At 56.7% G+C, this 17,235-nt stretch carries 15 protein-coding genes; 10 read left to right on the forward strand and 5 right to left on the reverse strand.

The annotated features are described in order from the left end of the window. Positions 1–3: 3 nt before the first annotated feature. From yidD to ACSQ3H_RS14870, 3 genes are all read left to right on the forward strand, one after another. Positions 4–360, forward strand: coding sequence for a membrane protein insertion efficiency factor YidD (yidD, locus tag ACSQ3H_RS14860; RefSeq protein ID WP_436117755.1), 357 nt, complete (start codon positions 4–6; stop codon positions 358–360). A 136-nt stretch (positions 361–496) separates the two neighbouring features. Beyond that, entirely contained in the window at positions 497–2,485 is a 1,989-nt protein-coding gene (gene thrS / locus ACSQ3H_RS14865; RefSeq protein ID WP_436117756.1) for a threonine--tRNA ligase, read from the forward strand. A gap of 97 nt (positions 2,486–2,582) precedes the next feature. Continuing rightward, complete coding sequence (locus ACSQ3H_RS14870) at positions 2,583–3,401, forward strand: lysophospholipid acyltransferase family protein (protein WP_436117757.1); 819 nt, start codon at positions 2,583–2,585, stop codon at positions 3,399–3,401. Between the two features lie 6 nt (positions 3,402–3,407). On the opposite strand, the gene ACSQ3H_RS14875 is transcribed toward ACSQ3H_RS14870, so the two are convergent. After that, entirely contained in the window at positions 3,408–4,436 is a 1,029-nt protein-coding gene (locus ACSQ3H_RS14875) for a hypothetical protein (RefSeq protein ID WP_436117758.1), read from the reverse strand. A gap of 123 nt (positions 4,437–4,559) precedes the next feature. Here ACSQ3H_RS14875 and ACSQ3H_RS14880 point away from each other — a divergent pair, with 123 nt between their 5' ends. Continuing rightward, on the forward strand, positions 4,560–5,153 hold the full coding sequence (locus ACSQ3H_RS14880) for a nitroreductase family protein (protein ID WP_436117759.1): 594 nt from the start codon (positions 4,560–4,562) through the stop codon (positions 5,151–5,153). 275 nt (positions 5,154–5,428) lie between these two features. After that, entirely contained in the window at positions 5,429–6,043 is a 615-nt protein-coding gene (locus ACSQ3H_RS14885) for a flavin reductase family protein (protein ID WP_436119459.1), read from the forward strand. Here ACSQ3H_RS14885 and ACSQ3H_RS14890 read toward each other — a convergent pair. Together ACSQ3H_RS14890 and ACSQ3H_RS14895 are read right to left on the reverse strand one after the other, a co-directional pair. Further along, positions 6,032–6,898: an HpcH/HpaI aldolase/citrate lyase family protein gene (locus tag ACSQ3H_RS14890; protein ID WP_436117760.1), complete on the reverse strand. Its 867-nt coding sequence runs from the start codon at positions 6,896–6,898 to the stop codon at positions 6,032–6,034. The two genes, ACSQ3H_RS14885 and ACSQ3H_RS14890, sit on opposite strands and share 12 nt — an antisense overlap. Next, positions 6,898–7,353 carry a MaoC family dehydratase gene (locus ACSQ3H_RS14895; RefSeq protein WP_436117761.1) on the reverse strand — a complete coding sequence of 152 codons (456 nt, stop codon included), beginning with the start codon at positions 7,351–7,353 and terminating at the stop codon, positions 6,898–6,900. The genes ACSQ3H_RS14890 and ACSQ3H_RS14895 overlap by 1 nt, the downstream gene beginning before the upstream one ends. 166 nt (positions 7,354–7,519) lie before the next feature. Between ACSQ3H_RS14895 and ACSQ3H_RS14900 the strand changes: the two genes are divergently transcribed. The 5 genes from ACSQ3H_RS14900 to lpdA all read left to right on the forward strand — a co-directional run bounded on the left by ACSQ3H_RS14900 (position 7,520) and on the right by lpdA (position 13,917). Beyond that, positions 7,520–8,662, forward strand: a complete 1,143-nt coding sequence (locus ACSQ3H_RS14900) for a DUF2336 domain-containing protein (RefSeq protein WP_436117762.1) — start codon at positions 7,520–7,522, stop codon at positions 8,660–8,662. Between the two features lie 281 nt (positions 8,663–8,943). Next, entirely contained in the window at positions 8,944–10,194 is a 1,251-nt protein-coding gene (locus ACSQ3H_RS14905; protein WP_436117763.1) for a thiamine pyrophosphate-dependent enzyme, read from the forward strand. Positions 10,195–10,196: 2 nt separating this feature from the next. Further along, entirely contained in the window at positions 10,197–11,210 is a 1,014-nt protein-coding gene (locus ACSQ3H_RS14910) for an alpha-ketoacid dehydrogenase subunit beta (RefSeq protein WP_210004587.1), read from the forward strand. A gap of 4 nt (positions 11,211–11,214) precedes the next feature. After that, positions 11,215–12,516, forward strand: coding sequence for a dihydrolipoamide acetyltransferase family protein (locus ACSQ3H_RS14915; RefSeq protein WP_436117764.1), 1,302 nt, complete (start codon positions 11,215–11,217; stop codon positions 12,514–12,516). A gap of 3 nt (positions 12,517–12,519) precedes the next feature. Next, complete coding sequence (lpdA, locus tag ACSQ3H_RS14920) at positions 12,520–13,917, forward strand: dihydrolipoyl dehydrogenase (protein ID WP_436117765.1); 1,398 nt, start codon at positions 12,520–12,522, stop codon at positions 13,915–13,917. A gap of 501 nt (positions 13,918–14,418) precedes the next feature. Here lpdA and ACSQ3H_RS14925 read toward each other — a convergent pair. Next, positions 14,419–15,405 (reverse strand): mechanosensitive ion channel family protein, encoded by a 987-nt coding sequence (locus ACSQ3H_RS14925; RefSeq protein WP_436117766.1) that lies wholly within the window; start codon positions 15,403–15,405, stop codon positions 14,419–14,421. Continuing rightward, positions 15,402–16,952 (reverse strand): amino acid permease, encoded by a 1,551-nt coding sequence (locus ACSQ3H_RS14930; protein WP_436117767.1) that lies wholly within the window; start codon positions 16,950–16,952, stop codon positions 15,402–15,404. The genes ACSQ3H_RS14925 and ACSQ3H_RS14930 overlap by 4 nt, the downstream gene beginning before the upstream one ends. Positions 16,953–17,235: the final 283 nt, after the last annotated feature.

Here is a 17,235-nt window from a genome sequence, read left to right on the forward strand (position 1 = left end):
CTGATGTGCAAACAACCCGCACACGATAATACGCCGAAGATTGTCAGCAAATATTCGCGTAACTGGCAAGGATCGTGGCGGAAAACGCCAGGGCGTTTGTTGGGAACAGGGCTGATCAGGCTCTATCAGCTCACCTTGTCCGGCTTCGTCGGTAATTCCTGCCGCCATATCCCTACTTGTTCGGAATATGCCTACGAATCCGTCGCCCGCTATGGTCTGTGGGCCGGAGGCTGGATGGGCCTGTTCCGGTTTGTCCGCTGCGGCCCTGGCGGCACGCACGGGCTCGATCCGGTGCCGACCATGTTAGATGATCGCCTCGTGTGGTACATGCCCTGGCGCTATTGGCGGCTTCGTCGGTAGCACCCAGATCACTGCCTTTTACACCGACCCACTTTACGCCAGACAAAACAGCATTTAGTAGTGCGCCCGCCGGAGCGGTTTCCGGTGAGTTAGATACCACCCGCAATCGTTGGCGGGACTGGATAGGAGAAAATCGATGTCACAAACAGTTGCCAAAACTGTATCCATGCAATTCCCCGATGGCTCAAAGCGAGAGTATGACGCTGCCATTACCGGCGCGGAACTTGCAGAATCCATTTCCAAATCACTTGCCAAGAAAGCCGTCGCCTACGCGGTCGATGGCGCTGTACGTGATTTGTCCGATCCGTTGCAGAGTTCGGGTGCGATCGAAATCCTGACCCGCGAGGACCCGCGCGCGCTGGAACTGATCCGGCATGACTGCGCCCATGTTCTCGCTGAAGCTGTGCAGGAGTTGTTTCCCGGGACGCAGGTCACTATCGGCCCCGTCATCGAGAACGGCTTTTATTACGATTTCGCCAAGAACGAGCCATTCACGCCGGACGACCTGCCGGTGATCGAAAAGAAAATGCGGGAGATCATTGGCCGCAACAAGCCTTTCACCAAGGAAATCTGGTCACGGGAAAAGGCACGCAAGGTTTTTGCCGAGAAGGGTGAGGCCTACAAGGTCGAGCTCGTCGATGCCATTCCCGAAGGCCAGGACCTGAAGATCTATTCGCAGGGCGATTGGTACGATCTGTGCCGCGGCCCGCACATGGTCTCGACAGGGCAGATCGGCAACGCGTTCAAGCTGTTGAAGGTTGCAGGAGCCTATTGGCGCGGCGACAGCAACAATCCGATGTTGAGCCGGATCTACGGCACGGCATTCGCCAACGATGCCGATCTGAACTCCTATCTGCATATGCTGGAAGAGGCGGAGAAACGCGACCATCGCCGTCTCGGCCGCGAAATGGATTTGTTCCATTTCCAGGAAGAGGGCCCGGGCGTCGTGTTCTGGCACCCAAAAGGCTGGAAGATGTTCCAAAGCCTCGTCAGCTACATGCGGCGCAGACTGGACAGCCACGGCTACAGTGAAGTCAATGCGCCGCAGGTGCTCGACAAGTCGCTGTGGGAGACTTCAGGTCATTGGGGCTGGTACCGGGACAGTATGTTCAAGGTTACGGTTGCCGGTGAGGAGACCGATGACGAGCGTGTTTTCGCGCTGAAGCCGATGAACTGCCCCGGCCATGTCATGATTTTCAAGCATGGGCTGAAGTCGTACCGCGATCTGCCGGTAAAGCTTGCAGAATTCGGCAACGTACATCGCTATGAGCCTTCTGGCGCGTTGCATGGCCTGATGCGCGTGCGTGGCTTCACGCAGGACGATGCGCACATTTTCTGCACCGACGAGCAGATGGCGGCGGAATGCCTGCGCATCAACGACCTGATTCTGACGACCTATGCCGATTTTGGCTTCGAAGGCATCACGGTGAAGCTGTCAACGCGTCCTGACAAACGTGTTGGTTCGGATGAGTTGTGGGATCGCGCAGAAGAGGTGATGGGCAAAGTGCTCAAAACTATCGAGGAGCAGTCGGGCGGCACGATCAAGACGTCGATCAATCCAGGCGAGGGTGCTTTCTATGGTCCCAAGTTCGAATATGTTTTGCGCGATGCTATCGGTCGTGACTGGCAATGCGGTACGACGCAAGTCGATTTCAACCTGCCGGAACGGTTTGGTGCCTTCTACATCGACTCCACATCGGAAAAGAAGCAGCCGGTCATGATCCATCGTGCCATTTGCGGCTCGATGGAACGCTTCCTCGGCATCCTGATCGAGAACTATTCCGGCCACATGCCGCTATGGTTTGCACCGGTGCAGGTGGTCGTGGCGACGATCACCTCCGAAGCCGATGAGTACGGCAAGCAGGTAGCCAAGGAATTGAAGGCCGCCGGCCTGCAGGTCACCACCGACTTCCGCAACGAGAAGATCAACTACAAGGTGCGCGAGCATTCCTTGCAGAAGGTGCCAGTTATACTTGTTTGCGGTATGCGAGAAGCCGAGGAGCGTTCGGTCAATATGCGCCGTCTTGGTTCGCAGAACCAGACGTCGCTGAAGCTGGATGATGCAATTCAGCAGCTCAGAAGCGAAGCGACACCACCGGACTTGTTGCGCGTGGCGGCCGAGTAATTCAAGTGAGCATGAAATATGACAGCGAGGTGTCTGACATCACGCTGTCATACTGTGCTGAGAAAATCTAAGCCGTTTCAATATTTGCGGAGTCCACGTGCAGTTTCCAGAGCTCTCCTACGCCAACGACACGCAGACCCGTCTGACCCAATGGCTTATTCGCTCCATTGAGGGCCTGTCCGGCCGCAACTATTACGCTCAGCTCTACAATACATGGCGAAGCGACATCGTCCCGGCAGGGATAGATGTTTTCTGTCGCATGATGGATCTGATCAACATCCGTCTCGACGTTCAGGACCAGTGGCCACCGCAAAATTTGCCCGATACGCCCTTGGTTATCATCGCCAATCATCCCTTTGGCATTGGCGACGGCATTGCGTCATTGGCCTTGGCCGAGCAGCTTGGACGGCCGTTCCGTGTTCTCATCAACAATGATCTGATGAAGGTGCCGGAAATCCACCCCTATGCGCTGCCGGTCTGTTTCGATGAGACCAAGGAAGCTGTGGCGATGAACATGGCGACCCGCCACGAGGCCGTGCGGCTCTTGAAGCAAGGCGTGACGATCGTCGTCTTTCCGGCGGGCGGTGTTGCAACCGCGCCCAAGGGCTTTGGCCGGGCAGAGGATTTGCCGTGGAAAATTTTTCCGGCAAAGCTGGTGCAGCAAGCGAAGGCCTCGGTGATTCCGGTCTATTTCGGCGGACAGAACGGGCGCTTCTTCCATCTCGCGAGCAAAGTGTCGATGACGCTGCGCATTTCGCTGCTGATCCGCGAATTCCGCCGATTGTCCGGCAAAGCGATCAATGTGCGGATCGGCCGGGTTATCGGCTGGGACGAATTGAAGCCGCTGGAAGACCGCAAGCTATTGCTCGAATATCTTTACGATGCGGTGTTCTCGCTGCAGCCCAAGACTCGCTGAGAGCGATCAATCGAGCGGCTCTTCGCCCTCGGCAGGTTGGTTCGTCGTTGCTGGCGAGCTTGCAGCTTCAGATGCGACCACTTCGACATCCTGATTGCGGCCAGCGACAACCTTGAAGTCGCGCTGGTAGATGCGGTCCTTGTTCTTGGCGATGATGACATATTCACCTTCCGCCAGGACAATCGAAGCAAAGGCGCCGACACTTTCTCGTACGATATCGCCTGAAGTCGTCAGGACGGACCAGGCAGTATCGGCTAGCGCCTCGCCGCCGCTCTCGCGGACGAGCTTCATTGTCAGCAAGGCCGCACGGTGTTCCACATTGGCTTCGGTGATCTTGCCGGCCTCCACGCGGATATCGGAGCGGATCACAGCGTTCGCGGTGCCGTAGTTGGAGACGATCTGGTAAGTACCGGTATTGAGACGCACCACGCTATCCGGTTTGACATCCGGGATGATCAGCGCGCGTTCGCCGCTTTGGTCCGCGTGATCCTCATAGATGGAAAACCGCAACTGGTCCGGCGGTATGCGCCCGCCGCCTGAAAGGGTCGCGTTGAGTTTCACCCCGCCGGCGTCGAGTATCATCGTTTCCGTGCGCTTGGCGCGCGTCATGGTGATGCGCTTCGTCGCGCCAGCACGCCCGAAAGCCACGTGTACCAGATAGCTTCCGGGAGCAAGGTTGAACGAGGTCGTTCCGCCCTTGGCAGTCGCCAGCAATGCCAGCTTGCCGTCGCCGCCGGGCTCCGGCGAGAATACGCGCCAAACGAGACCGCGCGGGATTGCTTGGCCGTTATCGGAAAGTTTGGCTGACAGCACAAGTTCCGGTTCGTTGGCAAAAGGGTTGTTCGCAGGTGCCTTCGGATTGGCGTACCCTTTAAGATTGGGGATGTTGGGAATATCTAGCGCCGGGACATCAGGTAATTCGGGAGCGAGCGCCTGCGCCCATACGCCGGAGATGCTGGTAAACGCCATCACTGCAAGCAGCAACGCGCATTTTAGGGACTTGCCGCCCGGTGAAATAATCTGGAACACACCCATGGAACGGTTTGATCCGAAGCCGATGGCAATTTCAAGGCTTTTTCTTAGTGTGCTACCTTTACTTGACTGCGGAAACCACCACATTGTCCGCGCATCTTAAAATCAGGACCGCCGTTTTATAATATGGATACATCTGCTCCCAATTCGATCATAGAATTCCTGTCAACTCGCAGTTCGACGCCGATCTCTGCCATTGGTCTTCCGGCGCCTTCGGACGATGAAATCCAGACGATGATTCGGATCGCTTCGCGTGTGCCAGACCATGGCCGGCTTACCCCTTGGCGCTTTATCCTTTACCGGGGAGACGCGCGTGTGCAGGTCGGAAAATATCTTGCCGATCTCGCCGAAGAGCGCGAAGGTCCGCTGACCGAGCAGCGCCGCGAACAGGAACTGAAGCGCTTTGCCCGCGCGCCATTGGTCATCGGTGTGGTTTTCTCGCCAGTCGAGCATCATATTCCGGAATGGGAGCAATTCCTGTCGTCAGGCGCAGCCGCGATGAAGCTTTCCCTTGCGGCCAACGCGCTTGGCTATGCCACCAACTGGATCAGCAACTGGTACGCTTCCGATGAAAAGGGGCGTGCACTGCTCGGACTTGCGCCGCATGAGCGGGTAACCGGCTTCGTGCATATTGGTACCTGCGCCCAGAAAGTGCCGGAACGTCCACGGCCGGAGATCAAGGATATATTGTCGGACTATTCGGGCCCTTGGGAAGGTTAGAGCCTTGTGCGACAATATTGGTGCAGTTCTGTTTCCCGGATGGCGAGACAATCCACGCGGAGGGTGGCGAGGTCGATGCTTTTCCATCGTCCGACGCCGCCTTGCAAAGTGGGTGGCCGCCAGCCGGAAACCCGAAGGGCCGGGTGAATTCGGGCCAAATCCATCGGGCTTCGGCATCGTCCGATGGAAAGGCATCGGCCTCGCCAAACCCCTTGACCTTGTCCCATGAATTCCCTCCGGCAGAACGCACCAATATTATCGCACGAGGCTCTAAAATGTTCTACAAATACGAGGATGGCCACGGCCTGCCGCATGATCCACTGAAAGCCATTGTCGCTCCGCGTCCGATCGGATGGATTTCGAGCCGTTCGAAAGACGGCAAGGTCAATCTCGCGCCATACTCCTTTTTCAACATGATCAGCACCAAACCCTGTCTCATCATGTTTTGTTCCGAAGGCCGCAAGGACAGCGTGTCCTTTATCGAGGAGACGGGCGAGTTCGCAGCCAATCTGGTCAGCGCAAACCTCTCCGTTGCCATGAATGCAACGTCGGTGAATGCCCCGCGCGGTGTCAGCGAGTTCGAATATTCGGGATTGACCCCAGTCGACTGCACGCTGATCAATGTACCCCGCGTGGCTGAAGCTTTTGCGACGCTCGAATGCGTCGTGACGGAAATTCGTAATCCGAAAGATCGCCACGGCAACCCGGTCGCAGCGATCATGGTCACCGGCGAAGTGGTGGGCGTGCACATCAGCGAAGAAATCCTGACCAGCGGCCTCGTGGACATGACAAAAGCCCAGCCGGTTTCACGCCTCGGCTATATGGATTTCGCCTCGGTTTCCGAGACGTTCCAGATGTTCCGTCCCAAGTGGGATAAATCAACCAGCTGAACGGGCAATAAGCCGCTCCGCCCGTCGCAGATGCGGACGGTCGACCATCTCGCCATCGATACCGATCACGCCGGCAGTCGGATCAGCGGCAAACGCATCGATAATCCTTCGGGCGTGCGCGACGGACTCTGGCGACGGCGTAAACGCGTGATTGATGATCGGTACCTGTGCGGGATGAATGGCAAGCTTGGCGGTGAAGCCGTCACGCTCGGCTTCGGCGCATTCTCGTGCCAGGCCTTCATCGTCGCGGTAATTGATATAGACCGTGTCTATCGCGGCAACATCTGCCGCCGATGCGCCGAGGATCGTCACAGCGCGAGCCAGCCGGAATACATCCGTATAACGCCCGGACTCATCGCGCGCAGTACGGGCGCCGATCGCAGCCGACAGGTCTTCTGCACCCCAGCTCAAGCCGATCAGGCGCTTTGATGCGCCGGAAAAGCTCGCCGCCGAGAGTGTTCCGATTGCAGTTTCGGTGATGATGGCGATTATCAGTGTCGATCCTTCCTCGACGCCTGCACGCGCTTCGTGAACGTTGAGTTTGGCGGAGAGCCGCGTCACATCCTTCCCGCTGTTGGATTTTGGCAGGAGAATGCCGTGGGGCAGGGAAGGCATGATCGCGGCCAGATCGTCATCCGCCAGACCGGTGGCAAGGTCGTTGATGCGAACGAACAGGCGTGGAGAGGGACGGAGTGGATTTGCCGTCAGAAACTCGGCGGCGATTTTTCGGGCAGCTTCCTTGCGCCCCACGCTCACCGAATCTTCAAGGTCGATCAAAAGGACATCGGCCCCACTGGTCAGTCCTTTCTCCAGCTTTTTCTCCGAATCGCCCGGAACGAACAATAGCGAGCGCATCAGGCGGAGGCCTTCGATTTCATCATCGCTTGCCGGGTGCACTTGGCGACAAGCACCCCAAATTGATTGAAGGCCCGATGCTCGAACTCGACGATGCCCCGATCCGGTTTGGATTTTGATTTCCGCGCCGAGATCACCTGCGTTTCGACCCGCACCGTATCTCCATGAAACAGCGGGGCAGGGAACGTCACATCCGTCATGCCGAGATTGGCAATCGTCGTGCCGACGGTGGTGTCATTCACCGAAATACCGATCATCAAACCGAGCGTGAACAGCGAATTCACCAACGGCTTGCCCCATTCGGTCTTGCTGGCATATTCGAAATCGATATGCAGCGGCTGCGGATTGAGGGTCATCACCGAAAACAGCATATTATCGCTTTCGGTTACGGTCTTGCGCAGCGGATGCTGGAATACATGTCCGATTTCAAAATCTTCCAGATATAGCCCGGCCATGATGTCTCGCGTCTCCTCGATGCTTTCGCGCGAGTCTAGGTTGGCTTTATCATGATCGCAACATGCGAGTTTCGTCACCCCACATGGTTAATCGATATGGTGAACTGATCGTAAACCTTTTGCTCCTAAAGTCTAAGACAAGCAGAGACTCGGGGGCGAAAGATTAATGTCGGTTCAGCACTATCTGAAAATGATCGATAATGCTTCGGTCGCGCAGCGTTGCCATGCGGCGGCTGCCTTGGCTCATATTTACCTGCATTCCGACCTCGATTTTGACGAACGCTGCTCTACTGAAGCAGTTCTGACATTGTTGCTCGATGATCCTTCGCCGAAAGTGCGTCTGGCACTTGCCGATGTGTTTTCGACAAGCGCCCATGCGCCGCTTCACATCGTAGCCGGTCTTGCCCGCGACCAGATCGAGATCGCCACCTATATGCTGGCGCGATCCGTGCTTCTCAGCGATACGGATCTGATCGATTGTGTCGCCGGCGGAAGCGGTGAGGCACAGAAAGTCATCGCGGCAAGGCCCAGGGTATCGTTTGCAGTCAGTGCAGCGATCATCGAAATTGGCGAGACCGTTGCTGTGCTGGAACTTCTGGCCAACACCCAGGCGCAGATCGCTGGAATCAGCTTTCGCCGGTTGATCGAGCGCCTTGGCCATGTGGCTGAAATTCGCGCGCTCCTTGTCGACGATGAGCGATTGCCTGCCGATTGCCGCCATGCCCTGGCAATTTGTATCGCCGAGGCTCTTTGTCAGATGGACATAGTGATGGCGTTGATGGGGGAAAGACGGGCAAGGCGCGTTACGCACGAAGCCTGTGTCAAGGCATCGATCAGCCTTGTGGCGGCAACATCCGTCGAGGAATATCCGGCATTGATCGAGCACCTGCAATTACGTGGTGACCTTACAACCGCTTTCGTCATCCGGATCGTCGCGTGCGGAAAGATCGATTTCTTCGGTGCGATTCTCGTGACGCTCTCGGGTTACAGTCTGGCGCGGGTGCGGAGCCTTTTGATCGATGGCCGGACCACGGCGTTGGGAGCATTGTTCAGCGCTGCGGGATTGCCGTCGAACACGCATCAACCGTTGCGGGTGGCGCTTAATAGTTGGCACGGCGTTGCCACCGGCAAGCTCGCCATCGGTTCGCAGGAAATTATACGCAGAATGGTCGAGCATGTCGCGCCGGATACCAATGGAACTGTTCCTCCAGCTGCGAATGACGATATGCTTTCCCTGCTCAAGAGAATCTATCTTGAGGCAATTCGGGAAAATGCGCGCGATCATGCAATGGCAATTGCTGCCGCCTAGAGTTCTCCTGCCGAACATTTGATTACAAAATCCATTCAGCCTTTGAATCAATAAATGCGTGCGCTGCTGGCGAAGTGGCGAAAAATTGCTTTTTTGCCGGGCTCGATTTTACCCTCCCGTGAAATATTCGCCGGAACTTTCAACAAGTTCATGGTGTTATACGGAATATCTCATCAGAAAAGCACGGTAACCGCCCGGAATTCCTTGGAAAAGCCAATGCTACCGGCGTGATTTTTCATGATAGTGTGCGGCACGATATGCGTGATTGGGAGGTCTGTATTATGTCCGATGATGGTTCCCTTGGTGAATTTGGTCCGCTTAGCCTGCACGTGCCCGAACCGGCGGTGCGGCCCGGCGGCGAGCCTGATTTTTCCAATGTGAACATTCATGGAGCGGGATCTGTGCGACGTCCGGAAGTCGACACCAATCCGGAGGACATACGCGACCTGGCTTTCTCGATCATCCGGGTTTTGAGCCGCGACGGTGAAGCTGTTGGCCCCTGGGCGGGTCTGTTGACCGATGATCAATTGATCGAGGGTCTGCGTCATATGATGACGCTGCGAACCTTCGACGCTCGCATGCAGATCGCCCAGCGGCAGGGCAAGACCTCGTTCTACATGCAGCATCTTGGCGAAGAGGCGGTCAGCTGCGCTTTCCGCAAGGCGCTTGCGCCGGGTGACATGAATTTCCCGACCTATCGGCAGGCAGGCCTTTTGATAGCGGATGACTATCCGATGGTCGAGATGATGTGCCAGATCTACTCCAACGAGCGTGATCCACTCAAGGGCCGCCAGCTGCCGATCATGTATTCGTCGAAGGAACACGGTTTCTTTTCGATCTCCGGCAATCTGGCAACGCAGTATATCCAGGCGGTTGGATGGGCGATGGCATCGGCCATCAAGCATGACACCAAGATTGCGGCCGGGTGGATTGGCGACGGGTCTACGGCCGAATCCGATTTCCACGCATCACTGGTGTTCGCATCAACCTACAAGGCGCCGGTCGTGCTGAACATCGTCAACAACCAGTGGGCGATTTCCACTTTTCAGGGCATTGCCCGAGGCGGTTCGGGCACATTTGCAGCGCGCGGGCTTGGCTTCGGCATTCCGGCTCTGCGTGTCGACGGGAACGATTATCTGGCGGTGTTTGCAGTAGCCAAATGGGCAATCGAGCGTGCCCGGCGCAACCTCGGGCCGACACTGATCGAGTATGTCACCTACCGTGTCGGCGCGCATTCCACTTCGGATGATCCTTCGGCCTACCGGCCAAAAACCGAGTCCGACGCTTGGCCGCTGGGGGATCCTATCATTCGGCTGAAGAACCATTTGATCGGGCGCGGCGTCTGGTCGGATGATCGTCACAAGCAGACGGAGGCTGAAATTCTCGACACGGTCGTTGCGGCGCAAAAAGAAGCTGAGAGCTTCGGCACGCTGCATGCGGGAGGCAAGCCATCGGCGCGTGACATGTTCGAGGGCGTCTACGAGGAGATGCCGCCGCATCTGCGCCTCCAGCGCCAGCAGGCCGGAGTATAATCATGCCGCGTAAAACGATGATCGAAGCCATTCGCGATGCGATGGATATTATGATGGAACGCGACGACAATGTTGTCGTGTTCGGTGAAGATGTGGGCTTTTTCGGCGGTGTGTTCCGCTGTACGCAGGGCCTGCAGGCCAAATACGGCAAGACACGCTGCTTCGATGCGCCTATCAGCGAGGCGGGTATCGTCGGCGCGGCGATCGGCATGGCCGCGTATGGCTTGAAACCCTGCATCGAGATTCAGTTCGCCGATTATGTCTATCCAGCCTATGACCAGATCGTCTCGGAGGCGGCGCGCCTGCGCTACCGGTCCAATGGCGACTTTACCTGCCCGATCGTTGTGCGAATGCCAGTTGGCGGCGGTATTTTTGGTGGCCAGACGCATAGTCAGAGCCCTGAGGCGCTGTTCACACACGTTTCTGGATTGAAAGTGGTCGTTCCCTCCAATCCACACGACGCCAAGGGCCTGTTGATCTCGGCAATCGAAGATCCTGATCCGGTGATCTTCCTTGAACCCAAGCGCCTCTATAATGGCCCCTTTGATGGTCATTACGACAGGCCGGTAACACCCTGGTCGAAGCACGATCTTGGAGAGGTGCCGGACGGACATTACACTGTGCCGCTCGGCAAGGCGATCAAGCGCCGCGAAGGTTCGAAGCTGACAATTCTTGCCTATGGCACAATGGTTTATGTGGCGGAGGCCGCTGCGGAGGAACACGGCATAGACGCGGAAATCATTGATTTGCGCACGCTTTTACCGCTCGATCTCGAAACAATTATCGAATCCGTCTCGAAGACCGGCCGCTGCGTCGTGGTGCATGAAGCAACGCTGACCTCGGGTTTTGGCGCGGAACTCGCGGCTCTCGTTCAGGAACATTGCTTCTACAAGCTCGAAGCCCCGGTGGCGCGGGTGACAGGCTGGGATACGCCGTACCCGCATGCGCAGGAATGGGACTATTTCCCGGGACCGGTACGTCTCGGACGCGCGCTTGTCGAAACGCTGGAAGGATAGGGCTATGGGTGAATATATCATCAAGCTGCCGGATGTCGGTGAAGGCGTTGCGGAAGCCGAACTCGTTGAATGGAATGTGAAAATCGGCGATCTGGTGCGCGAGGATACGGTTCTTGCGGCCGTGATGACCGACAAGGCCACGGTCGAGATTCCTTCACCCGTCGATGGCGAAATCATCTGGCTCGGGGGCGAGATCGGTCAGGTCCTTGCAATCGGATCGCCGCTGGTCAGGCTGAAAATAGAAGGCGAAGGACATGCTGTCGAAGCTGCGCCAGCCAAGCCAGCCAAAGCTGAAGTGCCAGCACCAGAAGCGGAAAAGAAGGCCGAAGCGCCGAAAGCTCCAGCCGAAAAGCCAAAGCCCGCACCTGCTCCGACATCGCAAAAGACTCTCGCTGCATCAAGCGCCTTTGGCGGTAACGCGCCGCGCGGCGAAGGCGAGAAGCCGCTTGCGTCTCCAGCTGTTCGGCTGCGGGCAAAGGAGGCTGGGGTGGATCTTCGTCAGGTCAGCGGCACGGGTCCGGCGGGGCGCATTACCCATGAAGACCTTGAAGCCTTCTTCGCGCGCGGATCGCAAAAACCCGGCATTACGGCGCTCGCGCCCGATAATTCCATCAAGGAAATCAAGGTCGTAGGCTTGCGCCGCAAGATTGCGGAGAAAATGGCGATTGCCAAATCGCACATCCCGCACATCACCTATGTCGAGGAAATCGACGTCACTTCGCTGGAGGAATTGCGCGCGACACTCAACTCCAACAAGCGCGCCGACCAGCCAAAGCTGACAATTTTGCCGTTTCTGATGCGGGCGATGGTGCGGGCGATTGCCGATCAGCCGCAGCTCAACGCGCTATACGATGACGAGGCCAACGTGATCCATCAGCACGGCGGCGTCCACATCGGTATCGCAGCGCAGACGCCGAACGGCTTGGTGGTTCCGGTGGTCAAGCATGCCGAGGCACGCACGCTTTGGGATTGTGCTGCCGAGGTCAATCTGCTGGCGGATGCGGCGAAAACCGGCACGGCAACACGCGAGCAGCTGAGCGGCTCGACGATCACGATCACCTCGCTCGGCAGCATGGGCGGTGTGGTAACGACACCGGTCATCAATTACCCCGAAGTGGCGATCATTGGCGTCAACAAGATCATGATGAGGCCGATGTGGGACGGGACCAACTTCATCCCTCGCAAGATGATGAACCTGTCCTCCAGCTTCGACCATCGCGTTATCGACGGCTGGGATGCTGCTGTTTTCATTCAACGAATCAAGACGCTGCTCGAAACGCCAGCGCTGATTTTCGTGGAAGGTTGAGCGATGAAGGATATCTCCTGCAAACTGCTGGTCATCGGCGCTGGTCCCGGCGGCTATATCTGCGCCATTCGGGCTGGTCAGCTGAACGTGGATACGGTCATTGTCGAAGCGGCAAAGGTCGGCGGCACCTGCCTTATGGTTGGCTGCATCCCCTCCAAAGCACTGATACACGCGGCGCAAGAGTTTGAAAAGGTTGCGCATTTCGCTGCCAAACGTACGCCTCTTGGTATTTCCGTAAGCGAAGCAGCCATTGACTTTTCGAAGACGATCGCCTGGAAAGACGGTATCGTCAGCCGCCTGAACAATGGCGTTGCCGGGCTCCTGAAAAAGGCCAATGTCAAGATCGTCACGGGCAAGGCAAAGTTCCGCGACGGCAAGACCGTCGAGGTCGAAACGTTGACCGGCCAGCAGATCATCAGGGCAGAAAACGTAGTAATTGCAACGGGTTCGGCTCCCGTCGAAATTCCGTCGCTGCCATTTGGCGGCAACGTTATTTCCTCCACGGAGGCGCTGGCATTGCAGAAGATCCCGGAAAAGCTGGTCGTTGTCGGAGGGGGTTATATCGGCCTCGAACTCGGTACAGCCTTTGCCAAACTCGGCTCCAAAGTGACGGTTGTCGAGGCATTACCGAAAATCCTGCCGCAATATGATGCGGAGCTGACGCGGCCAATCGTCAAACATATCAATGAGTTAGGTGTGACGATACTGACCGGCGCCAAGGCCAAGGGCATGAGTACCAAGGGTGATGCGCTGCTGATCGAGACTGCAGATGGCAAGGACGAGAAGATCCCTGCCGACAAGGTGCTGGTAACCGTCGGCCGCAAGCCGGTCACGAGCGGCTGGGGGCTTGAGGAAATCGATCTCGACATGGACGGAAAGTTCGTCAGAATCGATGATAAGTGCCGCACCTCGATGCGCGGTGTTTATGCCATCGGCGACGTGACCGGCGAACCCATGCTGGCGCACCGGGCCATGGCGCAGGGCGAAATGGTGGCGGAAATCATTGCCGGTGAAAACCGCAGCTGGGACAAACGCGCTATCGCCGCGGTGTGTTTTACCGATCCCGAGATTGTTTCTGTTGGCTTTTCTCCCGAAGAGGCGAAGGAAGCCGGACACGAAATCAAGATCGGCCTGTTTCCCTTCGCTGCCAATGGCCGCGCCATGACACAGGAAGGCGAGGAGGGTTTTGTCCGGGTCGTGGCCGCTGCCGGCAACCATCTTATCCTCGGAATCCAGGCGGTCGGGCAGGGCGTTTCCGAGCTCTCCGCGTCCTTCGCACTGGCGCTGGAGATGGGCGCGAGATTGGAAGATATCGCCGGAACGATCCACGCGCACCCGACGCAGAGCGAGGGTTTCCAGGAAGCCGCGCTCAAGGCGCTGGGACACGCATTGCATATCTAGCCGCAACCGAACGCAATCAAATTGAAGCTGGAGGTTGAAAATTCTGCGCCATTTTCGCTGATTCTTGCATGAGAATCGGGAGTCCTTGCGTAGGAATCGCTCGGACTTGCATGAATAAAGTTTTGAAATAGCGGTTCATAGGGGTGAAGTGCCGAAAAACCGCTAGAGAAAATGGGTTGCGCCGGAAAATTAATCGAACGAGCGTTCTATTAATTTTTCCAAGATTTTGCATGTTGGAGTTGTATTTGGGCGAGTTGCCGTACTCGCGGGTACGCAAGAGCGTTTGGTGCGTGGTTCGCCGTTCGCCCTTCGACAAGCTCGGGAGGCTCACGATGAAGAAGCTCACCATGAGGGAGGTGGGTGCCTGTAACGATAATCTCGGGCGTTGCAATTCTTGGCTCGCTACAACCGATCATTGGTCTCGTGGGCTGGCTTCTCAGTTGGAGGGAATGAGAACTCAACGGACGAGTTCCGGCATGCACTGCATATCCAGCCTTACTGCTAGCCAGATCCGGCCAAATGCAGCGGTTCATCCCGCCGGTCGGGCAGCGCCTCGGCGATTGCCCGCCAAAGTCTCTCACTTCGCGCCGGCTGCGGGGCATAATCATCGACGAAGTAGCAGAACATATACTCCGCCTGGCCCATCTTCATCCCTCTGAAATAGACGGTCGGCGCGGGGTCCTCCAGCACGCCATGGGTTTTCACAATGGCATCGTGTATCGACATTGTCACAACTGCTCGATCCATTTCCGGGTCAAGCTGGATGGTTTCAATAATCTTGATGCCGCGTCCGAGCGCCGAGGAGAAATTCTTGATTGGCGCATCCGCAATCGCCCTGTTCGGTATATTGAGGACGCATCGATCTCGCGTTCGAATTTGCACATGGCGCCAGGTCTGATCGATGACCTGCCCCTCGTCCCTGTCTCCGACCTTTATCCAATCCCCTACCTTGAACGGTTTTGAAATAGAAATAGCAATCCCTGCAAACATCTCGCCCAGTGTCGACTGGGCAGAAAAGCCAAGCACTACGGCGGCTGCTCCCGACAAGGTGGCCAAAGCGGTAATCGATTGGCCATACACAAATTGCAAAATAACCAGGACAGCGACCAGGTAGATCATCCCCTGGACGAGTGCCACCAGCAATTGCGGTACGGACGCACCTTCATGTTGGAATAGTCGGCCCTCCCAGACATATATCTTCAACATCATGTTGATGCCGAACGCAGACGACATGATACACAGCGTTGCAGTAGTCCGGGAGAACTGCTGGAGACTGGCGAATATTGGTGAGAACACCAATGGGTAGACCCAGCTCTGGGATATGTACAGCATGAACAGCAGGAGCGACAGTTGCAATCCCAGATGTATCAGGCCACTTCGCTTGGTGATAAAAACGCTCAGCAATGCCCCAATCGTGGCAGTCAGGAGGATCAGGATTGCCGCCAGCTCCAACACCGTCACCAAGCTGTTTGGCATGGCGGGGTTCATGACCATTGTCCGTACTTTTGCGTATGGGGTACCAGAGACATGGACGACGGGGGCGTGCTGCCCTGTTTGCATAGATCTGCAGCAAACGCTTCTTCCGGGGCATTCTGATCAATGTAGGTTCGTCGAAATATCCAGTACGTGGCTGCGCTAACGAGATAAATAATACAGAGAAGCAGTGCGTATTGAGACGTTACATTTGTGAACATCAGCGCGGTCGTCGCCAATGTAATGATAAGCCCGGTAATCGCGCCTGCGACTCCCAGCGGGCTGACAAACGGCCGTACCATATTTTTGTGTCTTGCCCTGAGCGCGATGAAAGCAAGGAAGGTTGTGGCATAGGAAACAAGCGCTCCAAATACCGACATATTTACCAGAATGCCAACCACGTAAAATGTGCCGGAAAGCGCCAGCGAAGCAATTGCCAAACCCAAGGCCAGGACAGAGGCAGCGATTATAGCCATGTAAGGCGTTTGCCGGGAGGACATGCCCGCCAGCATCTTTGGCATATACCCCGCGCGGGCCAGACAAAATATGCTGCGGGCGCCCCCGTAAAGCACCGAGTGGTAACTTGTAAGCGTGCCGAACATCACCATCAGGATAACCAGATATGGAAATCTCGCCAACTCTGGCAGAGCCTGCAAACCCAAAAGCAGAGGACTGTCCGCGACGCCGATCACCGCTGTGCCCGGAGGACTTCCCGCGCTGGCTACGAGCGTCATAAGGGCCGCAACGACCAGTATACCGAAACCCCATATCATCCCCTTCGGGATGTTCCTGGCCGGATTATGGCTGTCTTCCGGTGCAAGTGACACAACCTCGATCGCCAGATAGAACCAGATCGCGAATGGCATCGCCCACGCGATCCCGAGCAGGCCGTTCGGTAACCACTCACTGTTGGACATCATCACTGGTACTCTCAATAGCCGGGCCGTCTCGACCTTCGGAATGGCATTCACCCAGAAGATCGTCAGCACCACCAGCGAGGCACCTGCCAGAATCAGAGCCGTTCTGAAGAACACTTTTGTGCCGCTGGCATTCAGGAACGCGAACAACGAGGCTACAAGCAGCCAGATCAATGGCACATAGAGGTCGGTCCCCATCGCCGACCTCGTCACCATGCTTACCTGAATTCCTATCGCCACCAGGATGGTGGCGAGTGCCGCCACATATTCAAGGATTTGAGAGACTCCGGCCAGGAGGCCTCCCCAAGTGCCGAACGCAGCCCTCGAATACGCATATGCGCCACCGGTAAATGGCATTGCCGCCGACAGTTCCGCGAGAGTCAATGTAAGGCAGCCGTACATCAGTGTGATCAAAAGTGTGGCTATCAACATGCCACCGAAGCCACCTTGCAAGAGCCCGGGGTTCCAGCCCGCGAATTCCCCGGAGATCACCGCGCTGACGGCAAGTCCGCACAGGAGCAGCGGCCCGGCAGTGCTAAATGGAACCGCATGTGGTCTCGCATTTGCGATCGGATCGTTTCCGGCGAGCGTGGAATCGAATATGGGATTCAAGGCCATGGTCATGCCCCGTTGAACAGAAGCCACAGGGCGGCCTCCCCATCTGGGCCTCCATCACCCCACAACATGGTTAATGATACATCATTTCGGTATGTTACTGAAGTAAAAGATAGAAATAGTGCTTATGTTCTCAAATAATCAAGTATTAGACGGTCCGCCACTCGTCAATTTTACAAGGACGAGACGTACTGGTGCGTCTATATTAGGGCGTGAACTCATAAATCTGACGGGATGCGGCAGCGCTGTGCGTGGTTCGACGGCACACGATGACGAAGCGCATCATGAGGGTGCGGATCTCGCTATGATCGAA

The sequence above is a fragment of the Phyllobacterium sp. LjRoot231 genome, from assembly GCF_964253365.1.
Classification (GTDB): Bacteria; Pseudomonadota; Alphaproteobacteria; order Rhizobiales; family Rhizobiaceae; genus Phyllobacterium.